The organism is Pseudanabaena sp. FACHB-2040 (assembly GCF_014696715.1).
Lineage (GTDB): Bacteria > Cyanobacteriota > Cyanobacteriia > Phormidesmidales > Phormidesmidaceae > JACVSF01.
The window spans coordinates 533,457-552,693 of record NZ_JACJQO010000022.1; the positions used below are offsets into that span (position 1 = coordinate 533,457).

General features: G+C 55.1%; 17 protein-coding genes. 4 read left to right on the forward strand and 13 right to left on the reverse strand.

What is annotated here, in order from left to right; genetic code table 11:
* Positions 1–20 precede the first annotated feature (20 nt).
* The 4 genes from H6G13_RS25350 to H6G13_RS25365 all read right to left on the reverse strand — a co-directional run bounded on the left by H6G13_RS25350 (position 21) and on the right by H6G13_RS25365 (position 3,780).
* Entirely contained in the window at positions 21–1,049 is a 1,029-nt protein-coding gene (locus H6G13_RS25350) for a glycosyltransferase family 2 protein (RefSeq protein ID WP_190488107.1), read from the reverse strand.
* A gap of 235 nt (positions 1,050–1,284) precedes the next feature.
* Entirely contained in the window at positions 1,285–2,445 is a 1,161-nt protein-coding gene (locus H6G13_RS25355) for a glycosyltransferase family 4 protein (protein WP_190488109.1), read from the reverse strand.
* A 7-nt stretch (positions 2,446–2,452) separates the two neighbouring features.
* Positions 2,453–3,331, reverse strand: coding sequence for a ribosome biogenesis GTPase YlqF (gene ylqF / locus H6G13_RS25360; protein WP_190488110.1), 879 nt, complete (start codon positions 3,329–3,331; stop codon positions 2,453–2,455).
* Positions 3,332–3,372: 41 nt separating this feature from the next.
* On the reverse strand, positions 3,373–3,780 hold the full coding sequence (locus H6G13_RS25365) for a universal stress protein (RefSeq protein ID WP_190488112.1): 408 nt from the start codon (positions 3,778–3,780) through the stop codon (positions 3,373–3,375).
* Positions 3,781–3,965: 185 nt separating this feature from the next.
* Between H6G13_RS25365 and H6G13_RS25370 the strand changes: the two genes are divergently transcribed.
* On the forward strand, positions 3,966–5,171 hold the full coding sequence (locus tag H6G13_RS25370; protein WP_190488114.1) for a phosphoglycerate kinase: 1,206 nt from the start codon (positions 3,966–3,968) through the stop codon (positions 5,169–5,171).
* 363 nt (positions 5,172–5,534) lie between these two features.
* Positions 5,535–6,731 carry a class I SAM-dependent methyltransferase gene (locus H6G13_RS25375; RefSeq protein ID WP_242028513.1) on the forward strand — a complete coding sequence of 399 codons (1,197 nt, stop codon included), beginning with the start codon at positions 5,535–5,537 and terminating at the stop codon, positions 6,729–6,731.
* Positions 6,732–6,751: 20 nt separating this feature from the next.
* On the opposite strand, the gene H6G13_RS25380 is transcribed toward H6G13_RS25375, so the two are convergent.
* The 8 genes from H6G13_RS25380 to rpaB all read right to left on the reverse strand — a co-directional run bounded on the left by H6G13_RS25380 (position 6,752) and on the right by rpaB (position 14,219).
* Positions 6,752–7,882: a geranylgeranyl reductase family protein gene (locus tag H6G13_RS25380; RefSeq protein WP_190488116.1), complete on the reverse strand. Its 1,131-nt coding sequence runs from the start codon at positions 7,880–7,882 to the stop codon at positions 6,752–6,754.
* Positions 7,883–8,013: 131 nt separating this feature from the next.
* Entirely contained in the window at positions 8,014–9,018 is a 1,005-nt protein-coding gene (locus H6G13_RS25385; protein WP_190488118.1) for a homogentisate phytyltransferase, read from the reverse strand.
* Between the two features lie 100 nt (positions 9,019–9,118).
* Positions 9,119–9,415 carry a DUF2288 domain-containing protein gene (locus H6G13_RS25390; RefSeq protein WP_190488120.1) on the reverse strand — a complete coding sequence of 99 codons (297 nt, stop codon included), beginning with the start codon at positions 9,413–9,415 and terminating at the stop codon, positions 9,119–9,121.
* 131 nt (positions 9,416–9,546) lie between these two features.
* On the reverse strand, positions 9,547–10,182 hold the full coding sequence (locus tag H6G13_RS25395; RefSeq protein ID WP_190488122.1) for a lysophospholipid acyltransferase family protein: 636 nt from the start codon (positions 10,180–10,182) through the stop codon (positions 9,547–9,549).
* A gap of 9 nt (positions 10,183–10,191) precedes the next feature.
* Positions 10,192–11,082, reverse strand: a complete 891-nt coding sequence (gene fabD, locus H6G13_RS25400; RefSeq protein ID WP_190488124.1) for an ACP S-malonyltransferase — start codon at positions 11,080–11,082, stop codon at positions 10,192–10,194.
* 327 nt (positions 11,083–11,409) lie between these two features.
* Entirely contained in the window at positions 11,410–12,417 is a 1,008-nt protein-coding gene (locus H6G13_RS25405; protein ID WP_190488126.1) for a beta-ketoacyl-ACP synthase III, read from the reverse strand.
* On the reverse strand, positions 12,418–13,452 hold the full coding sequence (plsX, locus tag H6G13_RS25410; RefSeq protein ID WP_190488128.1) for a phosphate acyltransferase PlsX: 1,035 nt from the start codon (positions 13,450–13,452) through the stop codon (positions 12,418–12,420).
* Positions 13,453–13,490: 38 nt separating this feature from the next.
* Positions 13,491–14,219, reverse strand: coding sequence for a response regulator transcription factor RpaB (gene rpaB / locus H6G13_RS25415; protein ID WP_190488130.1), 729 nt, complete (start codon positions 14,217–14,219; stop codon positions 13,491–13,493).
* Positions 14,220–14,579: 360 nt separating this feature from the next.
* Between rpaB and radA the strand changes: the two genes are divergently transcribed.
* On the forward strand, positions 14,580–16,148 hold the full coding sequence (gene radA / locus H6G13_RS25420; RefSeq protein WP_190488132.1) for a DNA repair protein RadA: 1,569 nt from the start codon (positions 14,580–14,582) through the stop codon (positions 16,146–16,148).
* Positions 16,149–16,260: 112 nt separating this feature from the next.
* Here the strand turns inward: radA and H6G13_RS25425 are convergent, their stop codons facing one another.
* Positions 16,261–17,550: a serine hydrolase gene (locus H6G13_RS25425; protein WP_190488134.1), complete on the reverse strand. Its 1,290-nt coding sequence runs from the start codon at positions 17,548–17,550 to the stop codon at positions 16,261–16,263.
* Positions 17,551–17,779: 229 nt separating this feature from the next.
* Here H6G13_RS25425 and gatA point away from each other — a divergent pair, with 229 nt between their 5' ends.
* Complete coding sequence (gatA, locus tag H6G13_RS25430) at positions 17,780–19,237, forward strand: Asp-tRNA(Asn)/Glu-tRNA(Gln) amidotransferase subunit GatA (RefSeq protein ID WP_190488136.1); 1,458 nt, start codon at positions 17,780–17,782, stop codon at positions 19,235–19,237.

Consider the following 19,237-nt stretch of genomic DNA (forward strand, 5'->3'; position numbering starts at 1 on the left):
ACTAGAATACTCACACATAGTCAGCTGACTTCAGATAGGCCGCCTAGCTTCAAGAATCTAGCCATTGTTTTAAGAGCCCTTTCTGAACGAGGCCCTCTACAGCTTGGATATAGCAGCTGATTAGGAATTAGAGGTTTGAGATAGAAGAACAGCCTTAAAAGTAATACATGATCGAAAGTAATGCTGGGCTGAAACAGCCGCACCGGACATTGAGAAATTTTCAGCAGACGGTGAAAGTGTTCTGTATCTTGCTCTCGCATAGCCTCTTCAAGAAGGTACTCGACTCCCCGCTGGCTGGATTTCAGAACCTCTGGATGCTTACGGTAGACCGTTTCGTAGAGCAGCAGATAGTAGTCCTTCATATAGGACCAGGCGTTGGTGCGATTGGATTTGTGCTTAGTGTAGTAGGCTCCTTGAATAGGCGTGTAGACAAAGCGCACTCCCGACAGCAGCAGATCAATAGCAAAATCTCGATCCTGAAGAGCGCGCAGCGCCTCATCAAAGTGCTTCTTAGCAAAAACAGAGCGATGCATCAGCAGACACTGCTGCAGCGTTGGGAAAGGGGTATCTGCTAGAAAGTCAGGAATGAGCAGACGGTGGACAATGCGATCGCAACTCAGCGGGCCTACCGTCTTGCTTTCGCGCCGAGTGATGTTATGGCTCTCATCCAAAAACACCCGCTCGTAATCCGAGTAAAAAACAGTATCTTCTGGGCGATCAAGAGCATCAAGGTGGCTGAGCTGAAAGCGAATCTTGTCCTCGTGAATCCAATCATCCCCATCTAGAAACTGGATCCACTCCCCCCGAGCCTGTTGAAACCCCAAATTGCGGGCCGAGGAAACGCCCCCATTCGCCTGATAGAAATACTGCACTCTAGGATCGGCAGTTACCCAAGCTTGAGCGACTTCTCGGGTTCCATCTGTCGAGCCATCATCTACGATCAGGCATTCTAAATCTGCAAATGACTGGTTTAAGACGCTGGTAACTGCCTGATCTAAACAGTGAGCCTGGTTGTAGCAAGTAACAACGATGGAGACTTGAGGAGACATAGGCGATGCTTCTGAATCACTGCTTAACAGCGGCCAATGGGCTCATTCGACCCTCTTGGGTGGGTAGCCGAGACTTTTCATCCTACAAATTCTCTAGTCAGGCAACGCCTTTGCCCCCCTCACAATACCCTAAACGCCCTGCGAAGTTGGGCCAAATCCACGCACAGGCTCTACAAAAGGTTTTATAGGGCTGTCGGGGCGCACCTAACCTAGTATCGACAGAACTTCGCCAGAATTAACGCTGCCCTAGATTGGCAATCACCCTTTCTAAGGTAGACGCCATAGCGTGAACACTATACAGCTTGAGGCATCGCTCTCGCGCCATTTGCCCCTTGCGCTCAGCCTCTTCAAAATTCTCGAAAATATAGCGAATTTGCTGCGCCAGATCTTGGGGTGAGCCAGGGGCAGCTAGATAGCCGGTATTGGCCAAAATTTCAGGAATATCGCCCACCTGAGTAGACAAGATGGGTTTAGCCATAGCCATGCCATCGGTCAGCTTCAGCGGAAATTGGGCCTGAGCAGTCAATGTGTCTCGCTGCGGTATAACGACGACATGGGCGGCGGCTACAATTTCGGGCATTTTGGCAATGGGCTGTCGGGGCAGCTGAATAATCCAGCGGCCCCACTGCTGCTGCAGGCGAGCATCGTAGTCGTCGTAGGGGCTGCCGCCAATGATCACCAGCCGGTAATGAGGATTTTGCAGTGACTCTAGCGCCATTAAGATGTCTTCGACGCCTTTGTGAGGTCTGGGCGCACCGGGAAACATCAAGACTTTGTAGGGGCTGAGCCCATAGCGCTCTCGGCTCAGCGCTGGATCAAAGAACTGAGGATCAAACAGGTCGGTATCTTTTCCGTTGGGCAAATAAACGCCGCCAAAGCGATTTTGCAAAAACTGAGTATCTACGGTCAGAGCATCGGCGCGGGACACTAAGCCCTCTATCCACCGTACATACAGCGGATGATCGGGCTGGCGCAGCTCTCCATTGGACTTGAGCAGGTGCCGATACAGCTGCCGGGGAGTAGGCCGGTACTGCCAATCATCGCCCCCATGCCAGCTCATTTCCCAATCATCCATGTCTAGCAGAACGGGGCAACGGCTACCCAACCGCTTGAGCAGGGCTACGCCAAAGCTGGTGGGTTTAGGTTTGACGGCATAGATAATGTCGCTGTTGAGGCCTTTGAGCAGGGTGAAGACAGCCTTGAAGAACTCAGGGTAGGGTGATCCGGGAATGACCTTGACTGAAATTTCCTTAGGGGGAATGGCATAGAGGGCCGGGCCAAACTGGAAGCCAATCACCTCAACCTCGTGCTGTAGCTGCCTGAGCACCTGGGCCAGCAAAAACGCCCGAACGGCACCGCCTCCAGACAGATCGCTGACTACCAGTGAAAATTTCATCGCAGATTCACTCTGAAGGCACTGAACTGGGAGGCCATTCTAGAGGCAAAGGCCCTAGAGCACCGGTGCGAAAATCGTCTAGAATGCGGCGGGCCGCCCTTTCCGCATCCTCCTGAAAGCTTTTTTCGGCCAGCAGGGCAAGAAAGGATTCACCCGTTAGATCTTCCGGGGCAAGACTGTAGCGATCGCACAACGCTTGACTATAGAGAGTCAGCCCTTGCTGTTCCTGCAGTGACTGCAGCAGGTCAATAAAGGCAGCTGCAACCCGCTGAGTATCGTAGGCAGCTTCGCCAATATCATCACAGATGGCCAGTTTAAGCGCAGCCTGCTGATCGTTTAGATGCGAGGGAATAACGCCTGGTGCATCGAGCAGATCGAGATCGCCCGAAATCCGAACCCACCGAAGCTGCCGGGTAACTCCGGCGCGACGGGCGCTAGCAACTGCCTTGCGCTTTAGCAGTCGGTTGATCAGGGCTGATTTACCCACATTCGGAAAGCCAATTACCACAGCCCTAACGGGCCGAGGCAGCATACCTCGATTCTGGCGGCGCTGATTCATCGCCGCTCCGGCAGTCTGAGCCGCTTTGGTAACGGCATTGATGCCCTGACCGTGCTGGGCATTGGTGAAGTAGGGCACTTCTCCTTGAGCCCTAAACCAGGCATCCCAAGCAGTTTTAGCCTCTGTCGTAATCATGTCAACCCGGTTGAGGATTAGCACACTGGCTTTTTCCCCAATCCACTGATCCATACCGGGATAACGAGTAGCCAGGGGAATGCGGGCATCGCGCACTTCCAGAATGACATCGACCCGGCTGAGTTGGTTGGCCAGCGCCCTTTCAGCTTTGGCAATGTGGCCTGGATACCACTGAATTTCAGGAGTGCTCATGGGGGGCCTTTGAACCAACAGACCCTCAGATTCTAAGGCTTCTAAGGCACGATCAGCACAGGGCAGGGGGAGAGGTTGATCACCCGAGTGGTCACACTTTCATCCTGAACCTCTTCAATCAGACCGACGCCACGACAGCCCATGACAATCAAATCGACCCCCATTTCATCAGCCACATCGCAAATCACGAAAGCAGGCTGACCTTCCCGTTCAAAGGTTTCGGTAGCAATGCCTTGGGCCGCAAAATTATCTTTGGCCTGGTTTAATAGCTGGGCCACCGCTTCTGGAGAAGCTTGACCCGAGGGGACAGGAGCACCTTCTGCCACAGGTTCTACTACAGAGAGCAGGATCAGACGGCTCTGATTTTCTTTGACCAGTTGGGCAACTTGAGTGGCTGCCTGCTGGGATTCGAGGCTCATATCGATAGGGAACAAGACTGTCTTAAACATGGCGTCGAAGGGGAACTCAGTCTCCGGTAAAATGAGGACGGTGTTGGGCCTTTAAGACTACAAAAGCCAACTAGCACCGACTGAGTCCATGGCGCAGACTCTGAGATCTAGGTTAGTCAAGGTTTGCTCAGCTTTGTTTAAGAGCTGTGCATATCGTAATAAACGATTTTGGGAGGTATTTTTCTGTGGCGAAAAAAACGGTGGCAAGCTTATCGGCCTCTGACGTTGCCGGTAAACGGGTGCTGGTGCGTAATGACTTTAACGTGCCTTTAGATGATCAGGGCAACATTACCGACGACACCCGGATCCGGGCAGCTCTGCCTACAATCCAAGACTTAACTGGTAAGGGCGCTAAGGTGATTCTGACCAGCCACTTTGGTCGGCCCAAAGGCAAGGTCGTTGACAGCATGCGCCTGACTCCGGTGGCACAACGCCTGTCTGAGCTGCTAGGGCAAGAGGTCATTAAATGCGATGACTGCGTTGGAGATGCTGTAGCTGCTGCTGTCAACGGTATGCAGAATGGCCAGGTGGCGTTGCTGGAGAACGTCCGGTTTCACGCTGAGGAAGAGGCCAACGACCCCGAATTCGCCAAGCAGCTGGCCTCTGTAGCCGATCTGTATGTCAACGATGCCTTTGGTACGGCTCACCGGGCGCATGCCTCAACGGAAGGGGTGACCAAGTACCTGAGCCCCTCTGTAGCTGGCTACCTGATTGAAAAGGAGCTGCAGTATCTCCAGAACGCTATTGAAAATCCCCAGCGTCCGCTGGCTGCTATTGTGGGTGGATCCAAGGTTTCCAGCAAAATCGGCGTGATTGAGACGCTGCTGGAGAAGGTGGACAAGCTGCTGATTGGCGGTGGCATGATCTTTACCTTCTACAAGGCCCGTGGACTGAACGTGGGCAAGTCTTTGGTAGAAGAGGACAAGCTGGAACTGGCGAAGCATCTAGAGGTTAAGGCTAAGGAAAAGGGCGTTGACCTGCTGCTGCCTACGGATGTAGTGGTGGCAGACAACTTCGCAGCTGATGCCAATGCTCAAACCGTCAGCATCGAGAACATCCCCGATGGTTGGATGGGTCTAGACATTGGCCCAGACTCTATTAAGGTGTTTCAAGATGCCCTGTCTCAGTGCAAATCGGCAATCTGGAACGGCCCGATGGGGGTGTTTGAGTTTGACCAGTTTGCTCAAGGCACCGAGGCCGTTGCCCACACTCTGGCTGACCTGACGGGTCAAGGAGTAATTACGATTATCGGCGGTGGCGACTCTGTGGCTGCGGTTGAGAAGGTCGGTGTGGCTGAAAAAATGAGTCATATTTCCACTGGTGGCGGCGCAAGCCTAGAGCTGCTAGAGGGCAAGGAACTGCCCGGAATCGCGGCTTTGGATGAGGCGTAAAGCGGGTTGACTAACCCAACTGTCGCTAAATGCACTGATTAAATCACTCAAGCGATGAAGGATAGTAAGGAGCCTGTGGCCTTGCCCTTCATCGCTTTTTATTGCGATCGCACAGACCCCTCACTCCCCCAGATCTCTAGCCCCCAATCTCTGACCACCAGTGGGACAGCATGCCTCTATTGAGCCTGCCCTGCCCAAACTGCCGGGATCTACGCCATCAACTTAGCCTCTGAATTTAGGGATGCATTAGACTAAACGGGTTTCCCCTCACCCAGCTCTCACTGCTAGTTCCCGCCTGACAATTCAGGCAACTCTTTGCTTCTTCGTATTTGTTAGCACACTTCACTCTGAGTTGGGTTTTGCATGAATATGTCCCATAATGCTGAGCTGTGTCGGTTGATTGTGGACCGAATTAAGCAGGCACCTCAGCGGCGGATTTCCTTTGCTGAGTTTATGGATCTGGCGCTGTACCATCCGCAGCAGGGCTACTATGCGTCTAAAGAAGCGGCGATTGGGCCCCAGGGAGATTTCGTCACCTCGCCCCATTTAAGCCATGACTTTAGCGAACTTTTGGCAGCGCAGTTTGTAGATCTGTGGCAGATTCTGGGCTACCCAGAGCCGTTTACGGTAGTGGAGATGGGAGCCGGGCAGGGGCTGGTAGCTGGAGACGTTTTGAATTTCTTAGAAAAACGACATCCAGTCTGCTTTGCCGCCTTGCAGTACTGGATTGTGGAAAAGTCAGCGGTGCTGCAGGCAGTCCAGCAGCAGCGACTAGCTCGCTGGGCAGACAAGATACAGTGGACTGCGCTGGAGGCAATTCCGGCCAATACGGTTGTGGGCTGTTTTTTCTCGAATGAACTGGTCGATGCGCTGCCGGTGCATCAGGTCATGCTGACAGAGGCAGGTTTGTACGAGGTGTACGTTACGCTCATGGGAGGCTCTGAGGACGGGCTGATGGAAACGGTTGCAGAGCTGTCAGACCTACGCCTGGCCGCCTATTTTGAGCTAGTTGGCATTGATTTGTCGCTGCAGCGATACCCCGTCGGCTACCGCACTGAGGTGAACTTAGCAGCACTCAGCTGGATGAAATCAGTTGCGGCTCGGCTGCAGCGAGGCTTTGTGCTGACCATTGACTACGGCTACTCAGCTAGCCGGTACTATGGAGAGTCGCGATCGCAAGGCACCCTCCAGTGCTATTACCGCCACGCCCATCACAACGACCCCTACAGCAATATTGGCAATCAAGACATTACAGCCCATGTTGACTTTACAGCTCTAGAGCGGCAGGGAGAAAAGGCAGGCTTGATGACCGTTGGCTACACGCAACAGGCTCTATTTTTGATGGCGCTGGGCCTGGGTGAGCGGTTAAACGCCCTGTCTGATATTCAAGAAAGCGATCCGAAAACGCTGCACTTCGCCATCCAGCGACGAGAGGTGCTGCACCAGCTGATTAACCCGATGGGGCTGGGAAACTTTGGCGTGCTTATCCAGAGTAAGGGCTTGACGGAAGAGGAAGCCCAGCAGCCGATCAAGGGTCTGATAGTGCCTCCTCTGTTTTAGGGAAGCTCTTTGAGCAGGCTTTAGTGCGGCACCAGACCCCGCCCCATTTTTTGGATCACTCGGTTAACGACATCGGCATAGCGCATCTCACCCGAGAGAATTTTGACCATGCGATCCACCCCAGTCGGATGTTTGACGCCGATCTGGTAGCCCAGGGCTGGGAAGCGATAAAACAGGCTAGCCAGTCGCTGCGCCCAAACCATATCTGCGCCCCACTCAGTATGCATAACCTGGGTGTAGCGCTCTAGCGCGTTCAGATCCCCTGCTAAGGCGGCATGGGTGGCCTCTGCCGCCCTTAAACCACTCAAAATTGAAGGCCGAATGCCCTCAGCCGTAAAAGGATCCACCACACAGGCCGCCTCTCCCGCCAGCAATGCATTTTGGGTATGAAGCCGCTGCAGCCCGCTCCACAAGCAGAGAGGATGACCGTGGGCTTTCACCGCCTTGGCCTCGACCCCAAAAGCCTGGGCATAGTCCTGCAGGGAGGGCTGCAGATCCTGGGACTTGCGCTTGCCGGGGCGGAAAATGCCGCTGCCAATGGAGTAGCCGTCGGCCTTAGGAAAGTTCCAGACATAGCCATTTTTGATTAGGCCAAATTCGAAATGGGCGATATGCCCGTTTTCTACCGGCAGTCGCGGCTCAATTTCTAAGGCACCTCCGGGCGTATACTGCCGCTGCCCAAAGCCCAACCACTTGGCCAATGGCCCACGTGCCCCATCTGCCGCAATTAGATACCGGCCTGTAAAAGCACCCTGATCGGTCTGCACCTGCCAACTATCTTGCTGGAAAGTGATGCCTGTTGCCCGCGTACTGTGTCTGAGTTCGGCTCCCTGACCTTGGGCTTGCTGCACTAAAAAATAGTCAAATTCGTCGCGCCGCACCATCCAGATCGGCTCGCCGGTCTCAATTTCTGAAACAACCGGATCCCCAATGTTCCAGGTATAGCGAACGGCAGTGACCCGGGCCGAGATCGCCGGGGCAAAGTCAAAGTCAAACCACTGGGCTACTTGGGGAGAAACGCCACCGCCGCAGGGCTTGTAGCGAGGTAGGGTGGCTTTTTCTAGAAGCAGGACGGAGCGGCCTCGTTTGGCCAGGTGATAGGCGGCAGTGGCTCCGGCGGGGCCTGCGCCGATGATAATGCAGTCGTACATAGGGAGGGGGAGGGAGGAGCAGGGAACGGGTAGAGGTGGAGAGGCGAGAAGGTAGGGAAGATAGAGGAGAGTGGGAGTTGGTTCTGGGAGGGGCGCATGGGTATGCGCCCAAGGTAGGAACTGTGAAGAGGTTAGGCGAGCCAGGTGGCTAGGGGAAAGAGAAGATATTCTAGGAAGAACATTTTCCAGATGAACTGGTAGAAGTCGGGGTAGGACATGGGTTGAGATGGCTTGCTCCAGCGGGTGGAATTTGCTGTTTCAAAGCCAGCTACTCGAAAGCTGAGGAGCCAGAAGGTGGCGAGCACGATCAGGTGGCTAAGGGCGAGGAAGGGCCGGTTGACGTCGGGTAGCCAAGGGGCGGCCAAAATCACGCTGCCGTAGCAGAGGGTGAGCACGCCCCGAGCCAGGTTGAAAACGGGACGCTGCCCGAGCTGTACGGTGAAGGTTTGGATGTTGTAGTGCCGATCGCCTTCGATATCGGGAATGTCTTTGAAGATTGCGATCGCAATACTAAACACCAGCACAAAACCGGTCAGTGCCCAGATCTTGGGTGGAATCAGCAGGGTTTGGCCAAAGCGATCGCTCAAGTGTAGGAACAGGCCCAGGTTCACAATCGCTCCCCGCACTGCCAGAATGCAGAACGAGGCCCAAAAGGGAAACCGCTTTAGGCGAATCGGCGGTAGGGAGTAGGCGGTGCCAATGAGCAGGCTAGCGCCGACCAGCAGCAGCAGCCACGGCCCCCCCAGCACCGCCAGCAGCACCGCCAAAAATCCCATGGTGCCGACAATCCAGCGCCCGTCTCGCAGAGAAAATTCGCCAGCAGCCAGCGGTAAGCGAGGCTTGTTGATCCGGTCAATCTCTACATCTTCGATCTGGTTCAGACCGACAATGTAAACGTTGCCTGCTAGGCAGGCCAGCCAGGTGAGCAGCAGCGTCGGTAGAGTAGAGCCGTTGAAGGGAAGCGCCGCCCCTGCCCAGACAATGCCAAACAGGCCCAAAACACTCAGACTGGTGCCGATAATCGTGTGGGGGCGGGAAAACCGCCAGAAGGCGCGCAGCCACAAGCGAGGAGACTGCCTAAAGTGCAGCCGGCCGGAGTGGTCTTGAGCAGATTGAGACGAGGCGATGCGGCTCATGGATTAATTTCTTCGGTTTTCCATCCCATTTTCCCTTATCGAGACACCTCATCGGATAGAAGACGTGGGGACGCGTCTTCCCATTCCCGCATCTTCCCCATCAGGCATCAAGCACCTGCACCAGCACAAAGGGCTGCACAATCAGCGAACTGAACTGTTTACTCTGAGCCTGGTTCCAGTCGTTGAGCTGGTCGGGGGAGGGCTTAGTAAGCAGGGCTTCGGCAATCCAGCGGTCAACGGTAGAGACATCGTCGGTTGCGATCGCATATCCCACCTCCACTAAGTCCAGGGCGGGGTTTACCACGACCACCGACCCCTTATTGGCGTGGGGGCTGAGCCAACGCCATTCCGCAGGCCCCATCATTTCTGCTAGCTCCGAGCGTAGATCTTGTGTCATAAACAGATGTCAAAAACAACCCCAAATCATTCACAGTAACAGACAGGCCAACCCGACTCAGCCGCCAGCAGCCTCAGTTCTCGGCATTTTAGTGAGAATTGTCGGCCTTCTGGTGCTGCCAAAACTACTGTCTAACGGCCTAAATCATGCATCTGGTGAATGACATCAGTGCAGTGGGCTGTTACCGACTCTAGCCCAGCGCGATCGGTCGAAGGCGGAGGTGCAATCGGCTGACCAATGCGAATTGTCAACGGGATTGGGCGAGGCCATTTCGACTCTTTGAAAATTAAATGAGTCCCCCAAATGCTGACGGGCAGCAGGGGAGCCTGGGTCTTAGCAGCAATCAAAGCCGCACCCAACTTAGGATCCGGAATGCGGCCATCGGGCGTGCGCGTACCCTGGAGGAAAATGCCAACGGCCCAGCCTTGGTCGAGCTGCTTCATCGCTTCCCGCAGGGCGCTGCGGTCGGCACTGCCCCGCTTGACCGGATAGGCCCCATAAAGCCGAATCGCCGGGCTCAAAACCGGCACCCGAAATAGCTCCTCCTTAGCCATGTAAGACACCGGACGGCGCACGCAGCTAGATAAGATCGGCGGGTCAAAGTCGCTGGCATGGTTAGCCACCACCACCAGATTGCCCTGCTGAGGAACGTGGTTAGCCCCATAAGTGCGGCTACGGAAATAGACGTGCAGCATAGGGCTAACCACCGACCATTTAAACAGGTGGTAAAGCAGCAGGCTGCTCAGCGGTTCACGCGATCGAGCCATAAAACTTGCCTACCCAGCTACCGCTTCCAGTTGGGCCAGCGTGCCCACATTCACTAGCTCTAGATCCTTACAGGTACGCTTGATCAGCCCAGTCAGCACGTTGCCGGGGCCGACCTCGACCACCCGCTCAATACCTTCCTGCGGCAGCTGCAAAGAGATCTCGCGCCAGCGCACCGATCCCGTCATCTGCTGAGCCAGCCGATCCTTGAGCACCTGGGGTTCGACGCTGGGGCTGGGATCAACGTTAGAGAGCACCGGCACTTGGGCCTGCTGAAACGCAACCGGCGCTAAAACAGCCTGAAACTCCGTGGCAGCTTCTGCCATTAGGGGCGAGTGAAAGGCCCCGCTGACGTTGAGCTTAACTCCCCGCTTGGCCTTGACCCCAGCCAGCACAGCGTCCACCGCTGCAGGCGTGCCTGAAATCACAACCTGCCCTGCATTGTTGTCGTTAGCCAACACCACATCGGGCGTGTCCTCTAGCTTGGCCATCAACTCCTCCCGGTCAAAGCCAATTAGAGCAGCCATCATCCCGTCCGAGGCTTGAGACATCAGCTCGGCCCGGCGCTTGACCAGCCCCAACCCCGTCTCAAAGTCGTAAACGCCAGCGGCATAGAGCGCCACGTATTCCCCCAAGCTGTGCCCGGCCACCCGATCAGGCTGATAACCTCGCTCTTTGAGCACATCTACCAGCAGGCTCTCCACCACATACAGACAGGGTTGGGTGTAGAGCGTGTTGGAAACCTTGTCTTCCGGGCTTTGGATGGTGTCGAGGACTGACCAGCCCAGCAGGGTACTTGCCGCTTCAAATTTAGCCCTTGCCCCTGGCAATTCCAGCAAATCTACGCCCATGCCAATAGCTTGCGACCCTTGCCCAGGAAATACCCATGCTGTCTTTGTCATATCAAACTCCCCCTAGCCTGAACGAATGGTGTGCTGAGATTTCCCCTATGGAGAGGACTCTCGAAAATTGGGCGCAGACCTTCATGCTTGGGAAGGTCAATAACTCGGGCCAGTCCTAAGTTTTGATCTAGCGCATCAAAGCATCCCAATAGTCCACTTTCTCATAAAGCGGAGAAGTCGGGGCAAGGCAGTGCCATCAGAGTCTCTGCAAATTCTCACAAGGCCGTAGGGCCAGCCTCTATTCCTCTGTCTCGGGCTTAAACGCTACAAAGGGCGCAGACCTCTGCGCCCCTACCAAAAGCCATCGCTAGCTCAATTGAGGCAGGATTAATCCGCGTTGCCCCATTCAAAAATGGCGGCACCCCAGGTTAAGCCGGCTCCGAAGCCCGAGGTGGCAATGATATCTCCGGGCTGAATTTTGCCCGCCCTGACGGTTTCATCGAGAGCCAAAGGAATAGAGGCGGCTGAGGTATTGCCGTGTTGGGCCATATTGCTAATGACCCGTTCTGAAGGAACCTTGAGCCGATTGGCTACGGCATCTAGAATGCGCTGGTTAGCCTGGTGGAGCAGCAGCCAGTCAATATTTTCAGCCGTTAGACTGGCCCGAAAGAGCGCTTTTTCAATGACCTCAGGGACGCGGCTGACGGCAAACTTGTAAACTTCTCGGCCGTTCATCGTGATGGGCTGGAACGTGCCCTGCTGCACCGTGACCTCATCTATCAGGGATTGGGGTTCGGGCGCATAGGACAAATTCAGGCAGCTATTCATAGAGCCGTCGCTGCACAGCTCAAAGCCCAGCAGCCGATCGCGATCGCAACTCTGCAGCACCACCGCCCCCGCCCCATCGCCAAACAAAACGCAGGTGCGCCGATCGCTCCAATCCACCCAACGGGAAAGAATATCTGCACCAATCACCAGAATGTTTTGATAGGTTCCGGTGCGAATAAACTGAGAGGCCGTGACCAGCGCAAAGACAAAGCCCGAGCAGGCCGCAGTCAGATCAAAGGCAGCCGCATGGACAGCTCCCAGTTCTGCCTGGACTTGAGAAGCCGTGCCAAACAGATCGTCTGGCGTGGAGGTCGCCAAAATGATCAGCTGGATATCGGTGGGAGCTAGACCTGCCATTGCGATCGCATTTCGACCCGCTTCGGCGGCTAGCGATCTCAAAGACTCTTCAGCCCCCGCCAGATTGCGGCTACGAATGCCGGTACGGCTGGCAATCCACTCATCATCAGTCTCAACCAATCGACTCAGGTCATCGTTGGCTAGTCGAGATGACAGGCGCGCCGAACCGCTGCCCACAACTGAGACTCCCGTCTTGGGCTGATTTAGCATTTACTCTCCATCCACTGCTGGCATAGCCACTTTCTGGTACTGGGTCTTGATGCGCTCCAGCACCTGATTGTCAACGGCCTCTTTAGCCAGCCGGATAGCGTTAAAGACAGAGGGCGCATGGGAGCTGCCGTGGCTGATGACGGCAATCCCAGCGACTCCGAGCAGCAGGGCACCGCCATGCTCCGCGTGGTCAACCCGCTGTTTAATACGGCGCAGATTGGGCTTCAAAATTGAGGCCCCCACCTTACCGCGAATACCCTGCGGCAGCTCTTCTCGCAAAATTTGCAGAATGGCTTCGCCCACGGCCTCAGCAAACTTCAGCAGCACGTTGCCGGCAAATCCGTCGCAGACCACGACATCAAAGTCTCCGGTGAGCACGTCTCTGCCCTCAGCATTGCCCCGAAAGGGCACAAAGGGATTGTCTGCCAGCAGCTGATGTGCTCGAACTGCCAGGTCGTTGCCTTTGCTGGGTTCTTCACCAATATTGAGCAGCCCTACCTGGGGGCTTTCGACCCCCAAAACGTAGCGGGAGTAGATTGTCCCCATCACGGCAAACTGTTCTAGAAACTTGGGCCGGCAGTCTACGTTAGCCCCAACATCTAGAATTAGCACCGATTTGCCCGCTATGACCGTGGGAAACACAGCCCCAATAGCCGGACGGTCAATTCCTTTGAGGCGGCCCAGCCGCAGCAAGGCCGCTGCCATCGCTGCCCCCGAATGCCCCGCAGAGACAACGGCATCAGCCCGCTTCTGCTTAACCAGATCCATAGATACATTGATCGATGCCTGAGGCTTGCGGCGAAGGGCACCTAGCGGTTCTTCGTGCATTTCCACCGTGCCTTCCGAAGGCACGATTTCGATGCCGTCTAGATTCCCTAGCTGCGGAGTAGACGCTCTGATCTGCTCTGGATCGCCAACCAAGAGAATGTCGACCCCTAATTCCGCCCTTGCCCTGATGGCACCTGCGACGATTTCAGCGGGTGCAAAATCCCCACCCATCGCATCAACCGCGATTCGCGCCCGAGTTGATCCCATCGACAAAATCTGTAAAAACCTTAAAAAATTCTAGCAGACTACTCTTCACCCGGTTCCACGATTCGCTGGAACAGGTATCCGGTGCCCCGAGCCGTCAAAATTAGCTCAGGATTGCTGGGATCATCCTCTAGCTTGGCTCGCAGCCGAGAAATATGGACATCCACCACTCGCGTATCGACATGGCGCTCAGGTGTATAACCCCAAACTTCCTGCAAAATTTCGGAGCGGGAGAACGGTTCACCAGAGCGGCTTACCAGTAACTCCAGTAGGCTAAACTCCATGCCGGTCAGTCGAATACGCTCGTCTCCCTTGTAGACCTGTCGCTTGTTGGTATCGATCCGAATTGTGTTGACGGTGATCACGCCGGAACTCGGAATGCCCGAAGTACCAGTCTTTTCAACCCGCCGCAAGACGGAGCGAATGCGCGCCTCTAGCTCTTTAGGCGAGAATGGCTTGACGACATAGTCGTCGGCCCCTAGCTCTAGTCCTGTGATCCGATCGGCCACGTCACCCAAGGCCGTCAGCATGATGATGGGGATGTCTGACTCTTTGCGCAGCTCTTGGCAGACGCCATAGCCATCGAGCTTAGGCATCATGACATCTAGAACCACCAGATCCGGATGGGTCGTCCGAAAGGTTTCAATCGCCTCTTCACCATCTGCAGCAGTAACCACGTCGTATCCAATCATGGAGAGACGGGTCTCTAAAATCCTGCGGATACTGGCTTCATCATCAACGACCAGGATCTTTTCTTTGTTACTTTCCAAGTGCCGCAAAGCTCCCTATCAACGCCATACTTAATCAATAAACTCAGCCTTAAATGATTAACTTTTGAGAGCTAGATATTAAATGGTACGTCATTGCATCTCCGATTGAACCAGCGGGGATCTCGAACAGACGTCCTTTTCAGGGTTTTTTAAGAATTGCATCTGAATTTATGAAACCTCTGCTTTCTTAATCTAAAGCAACAAATTGAGATTCCTGCTGCCTGTTTGATCCGATCTTCATCGTTAAAGACAGTTTTCCCCACTGTAGCGGCCATATCAACAAGGTTAAGAAATGGCTACCCTGAGATTACTGATTTAACGTTTGGCTCACCTTTTCTAAGCTTCTGCTCGTTTGGCCCTATGCCCAAGACACGCTCTATTTATGTCTGTAATGAATGTGGCGCTGAATCGCCCCAGTACTTTGGTAAATGCGCGGTTTGTGGCAGCTGGAACTCGCTGGTAGAGCAGGCAGTCGCCGCACCACCAGCCAGTTCTGCTCGGCTGCCCGGCCGCACCTCAGGTAAAAAGTCAGCTCCGGCTGGAGCAACTGGCGGCAAGCCCCGGCTGGCGATGACCCTGAACCAGATTGAGGATCATCCCCAGGCCCGGCTGCCCTCAGGGTATCAAGAACTAGATCGGGTACTGGGCGGCGGCATTGTGCCTGGATCACTGGTGTTGGTGGGAGGCGATCCGGGTATTGGCAAATCGACGCTGCTGCTTCAGGTAGCCAGCCAGATGGGTCGTAAGACCCGAGTGCTCTATGTCTGTGCTGAAGAGTCGGGCCAGCAGGTGAAGCTGCGCTGGCAGCGGCTATCTGAGCAGCCATCGCGCCCCGCACGAAGTACTAAATCTACCAAGGCTGAAGCCCCAGCAACGGCAACCCTGGTGGCCGAAGCAGAGGGCAGTGGGGCCGACCTGGCCTCGCTAGAAGACTTGCTAGAAGCAGACTCAGGCGCAAAGCCCTCGGCTCTAGCGGCTCAGCTCTACCTGCTGCCAGAAATCGATCTCGAAACTATTTTGATGGAGCTAGAGGCGCTGCAGCCTACGATTGCAGTTATCGACAGCATTCAGGCTCTCTACTACGGAGCTTTGACCTCGGCTCCTGGCTCGGTGGCTCAGGTACGCGAGTGCACGTCGGGGCTAATGCAGCTGGCCAAGCGCTCCAATATCGCGATGTTTATCGTGGGGCACGTTACTAAAGAAGGTGCGATCGCAGGCCCCAAAGTACTCGAGCACCTAGTAGATACGGTGCTGTATTTCGAGGGCGACCGATTTGCCAGTCACCGGCTGCTGCGCTCGGTGAAAAATCGCTTTGGCGCGACCCACGAACTGGGCGTGTTTGAAATGGTCGATCGAGGGCTAGAGGAAATCCGCAACCCCTCGGAGCTGTTTTTGGGAAACCGCGATGAGCGCGTACCGGGGATCGCTACTATCGTTGCCTGCGAAGGCACCCGGCCCCTGGTCGTAGAACTGCAGTCTCTAGTCAGTCCCACCAGCTACAGCTCACCCCGCCGCTCAGCCACCGGCATTGAGTTTAATCGGCTGCTGCAAATTCTGGCAGTGCTGGAAAAGCGAGTCGGCATTCCCCTGTCAAAGCTCGATGCCTACGTGGCTTCCTCAGGCGGGCTGAACGTGGCAGAACCCGCCGCCGATTTGGGTATGGCGATCGCAGTAGCAGCCAGCTTTCGCGATCGCATTGTCGATCCCGAAATGGTGCTGATTGGTGAAGTCGGTTTAGGCGGCCAGGTGCGCCCCATTTCTCAGCTAGAACTGCGGCTCAAAGAAGCAGCCAAGCTCGGCTTTAAGCGAGCCATCGTACCCAAAGGCCAGATCGCTAATTTCCCAGGCATGGAAATTATTCCTGTGGCGCGGGTGGTCGATGCGATCGCATTCGCTTTAGCAGGAGAGACGAAAGGGGGGGAGGAGTAGGGAGTGGATGGGTAAAGGGATAGGGAGGGTAGAGGCTTGATTGAAGATAAGTGTTACTCGTCCACCCGTCCACTCATCTACTCATCCACCCACCCACTCATCCACCGACTCCCTACCGCCCCGACGTCACCAAATGCCCGTTATCCAAAATATGCTGCACCACCTCTTGAATCACCTCTCGCAGCAGGATCTGGTTGGCGCTGTTGTCGATGGTGACCGTTAGCAGGTAGCGCTCGTCGTCTACTTTTACACCGAGGGTACTGCCAATGACTTTGGAGTTCTGGCCGGTTTTCTCGCCAATCCAGGTAACTCGTTTGCGGTCTAGGCGCTTCAGTGCGGTGTAGCCAAAGTCCCAGTCGGACTGACCGACCAAGGCATCGAGGATCTCCTCATCGCCGGGGTGCTGGAAGGTGTAGATCTGGCGCATCATCTCGGTCAGCTCATTAGTGGTCGTGGTGTTGGGAGCAGACCCCATGTTTTCAGTGGGATAGATGCTTTCACCCACGAGCTTGGTGCTGACGGTGGTGTTGGGGAATCCGCGTTCTGTCAGGATGGTGTTGAGGGCGTCCCAGCCGATGTAGTCCACCAGCTGGTTGGTAGCGATGTTGTTACTTTCATTGATCATCCGGGCCATGACTTCTCTGAGCGGGTATTCATGATCGATGAAGATCTTGGCTCCGTCTGCATTCTCAGTAAAGTTGTGGGGATCGATATAGACTTCCTCATCCAAATCGATGCCCTCATCAGCCACCATCTGCATCAGCGCTACCGCCACGGGCAGCTTGATCAGGCTAGCTGGACTTTCTGGGGGAACGTCGCCCTGGTAGTCACGACACTCGCCCAACTCATGGCAAAGAGAGATGCGAATAGCGGATGACTGCCCGGTGTCTTCGGCAATCTCCTCTAAAAATTCAGAGAGGGCTCTATCAACCTTTTTGGCAACGGGTTCGACAATGCGGCGGTATTGGGCGATTTTTTCTTCGGCTTGCTCAGCCTGGATTGAGTCCTCGGGAATGGTTGCTAGCTGATCGATGGCGGCCTGCCAAAGAAACTCTTCTTGCTGCAGCGCCTGTAGGGAATCATCACCACTCTGGCGAGTGGTCATGGCTTGATTAGCCAGTTCTAGGGCACGGCGATAGACTGTTTCTGCTTGCTTTTCACCCTGGATGCGCTGGGTGACACGCTGGGTTAGCTGGGCCAGGGTGTAATACGGGTCGAGGCGTTTGGTGTCTTGGCTAGTGGTTTTGGGTAGCGAGCTGAGGTCGGTTTGAATGCGATCTCGCAGCTGGTAGAGGCTGTCGAGGGAAGCGGCCTCGTTTAGCTCTTGCAGCAGCGGATGAGAGTCTGTTAGCTTGGGAGCCATTGCCAGCATGGGATGAATGGCCGTCAGGCCTAGGGTCATCCCAAGGGTCGCTCCCGCAACTGCTAAAGGATATTTTATCCAGCGCATCTCTTTCGCCCCACCACACAAACACCAAAGAAATCGAGTTCGTTAACCAAAGTTAAACACTAATACTACCGCCCTGCGCAAGAGTGTCGGGTTGAATACGAAGCGTCTCCTCATTTCGGTACCCATCCTTTCTATACTGGTAGGCTGGTGCTGAACTGCCGAACAGTCGTCGAGGAATTCCATGTCATCGATCCGCGAACTGCATCAACAGCTCGTCAGCAAAGAGCGGACGGCTGTTGAAATTACCCAATCCTACTTAGACCGTATTGCAGCCTTAGAGCCAAGGCTCAAGAGCTATCTAACGGTGACCGCAGACCAGGCCCTGGAGCAGGCAGGGGCGGTTGACCAGCGCATTGCTGCAGGAGAGAGCATTGGCCTGCTAACCGGAATTCCCATTGCCATTAAAGATAATATGTGCACCCAGGGAATTCGGACTACCTGTGGGTCTAAAGTGCTAGAAAACTTTGTGCCTCCCTACGAGTCCACTGTGACCGAGCGGTTGGCCGCAGCTGGGGCTATTCCCCTAGGCAAAACTAATTTAGATGAGTTTGCCATGGGCAGCTCTACCGAAAACTCGGCCTATCAGGTCACGGCCAATCCCTGGGACCTGGAGCGCGTACCAGGGGGGTCTTCAGGCGGCTCAGCGGCAGCAGTGGCGGCCCGAGAGTGCGTGGTGGCATTGGGGTCTGATACGGGCGGTTCAATTCGCCAGCCCGCTTCTTTTTGTGGCGTGGTCGGGTTAAAGCCGACTTACGGCTTAGTGTCTCGCTATGGTCTGGTAGCCTACGCTTCTTCCCTCGATCAGGTTGGCCCACTGGCCCCAACGGTGGAAGATGCGGCGATCTTGCTACAGGCGATCGCAGGCTATGACCCCCGCGACTCTACCAGTCTCAATGTCGAGATCCCTGACTACTCCAAGGTGCTGTTGCCCAGCCTAGATCGGCGCAACAAGCGGCGCATCGGCGTGATCAAAGAAACCTTTGGCGACGGCCTCGACCCGGTGGTAGAAGCAGCGGTCGAAAAAGCGATTCAGCAGCTGCAAGATTTGGGGGCCGAAATTCAGGTAATCTCCTGTCCTCAGTTTCGCTACGGGCTGCCCACCTACTACATCATTGCGCCCTCTGAGGCGTCTTCTAACCTGGCTCGCTACGATGGGGTTAAATACGGCATTCGCAAAGACGACAGCAGCCTGATGTCGATGTATACCAAGACGCGAGCCGAAGGCTTTGGAGAAGAAGTCAAGCGCCGGATTATGATTGGCACCTACGCCCTCTCGGCTGGCTACTACGATGCCTACTACCTCAAGGCACAAAAAGTGCGAACGCTGATCAAGCAGGACTTTGAGCGAGCCTTTAACCAGGTTGATGTGCTGGTGTGCCCCACCTCGCCCACAACTGCATTCAAGGCTGGCGATAAGGTAGACGATCCCATCAGTATGTATCTGTCTGACCTGATGACCATTCCGGTCAACCTGGCTGGTCTGCCGGGAATGAGCCTACCCTGTGGGTTTGACGAGCAGGGAATGCCGATTGGTCTGCAGCTGATTGCCAATGTGCTGCGAGAGGATCTGCTGTTTGAAGTGGGCTATGCCTACGAACAGGCGACCGGATGGCACAAGCGGACTCCCGATTTGGAGTAG

Coding starts and splice junctions, on each gene's coding strand:
- H6G13_RS25350 (WP_190488107.1), bottom strand. CDS start 1,049: ATGTCTCCTCAAGTCTCCATCGTTGTTACTTGCTACAACCAGGCTCAC.
- H6G13_RS25355 (WP_190488109.1), bottom strand. CDS start 2,445: ATGAAATTTTCACTGGTAGTCAGCGATCTGTCTGGAGGCGGTGCCGTT.
- ylqF (WP_190488110.1), bottom strand. CDS start 3,331: ATGAGCACTCCTGAAATTCAGTGGTATCCAGGCCACATTGCCAAAGCT.
- H6G13_RS25365 (WP_190488112.1), bottom strand. CDS start 3,780: ATGTTTAAGACAGTCTTGTTCCCTATCGATATGAGCCTCGAATCCCAG.
- H6G13_RS25375 (WP_242028513.1), top strand. CDS start 5,535: ATGAATATGTCCCATAATGCTGAGCTGTGTCGGTTGATTGTGGACCGA.
- H6G13_RS25380 (WP_190488116.1), bottom strand. CDS start 7,882: ATGTACGACTGCATTATCATCGGCGCAGGCCCCGCCGGAGCCACTGCC.
- H6G13_RS25385 (WP_190488118.1), bottom strand. CDS start 9,018: ATGAGCCGCATCGCCTCGTCTCAATCTGCTCAAGACCACTCCGGCCGG.
- H6G13_RS25390 (WP_190488120.1), bottom strand. CDS start 9,415: ATGACACAAGATCTACGCTCGGAGCTAGCAGAAATGATGGGGCCTGCG.
- H6G13_RS25395 (WP_190488122.1), bottom strand. CDS start 10,182: ATGGCTCGATCGCGTGAACCGCTGAGCAGCCTGCTGCTTTACCACCTG.
- fabD (WP_190488124.1), bottom strand. CDS start 11,082: ATGACAAAGACAGCATGGGTATTTCCTGGGCAAGGGTCGCAAGCTATT.
- H6G13_RS25405 (WP_190488126.1), bottom strand. CDS start 12,417: ATGCTAAATCAGCCCAAGACGGGAGTCTCAGTTGTGGGCAGCGGTTCG.
- plsX (WP_190488128.1), bottom strand. CDS start 13,452: ATGGGATCAACTCGGGCGCGAATCGCGGTTGATGCGATGGGTGGGGAT.
- radA (WP_190488132.1), top strand. CDS start 14,580: ATGCCCAAGACACGCTCTATTTATGTCTGTAATGAATGTGGCGCTGAA.
- H6G13_RS25425 (WP_190488134.1), bottom strand. CDS start 17,550: ATGACCCTAGGCCTGACGGCCATTCATCCCATGCTGGCAATGGCTCCC.
- gatA (WP_190488136.1), top strand. CDS start 17,780: ATGTCATCGATCCGCGAACTGCATCAACAGCTCGTCAGCAAAGAGCGG.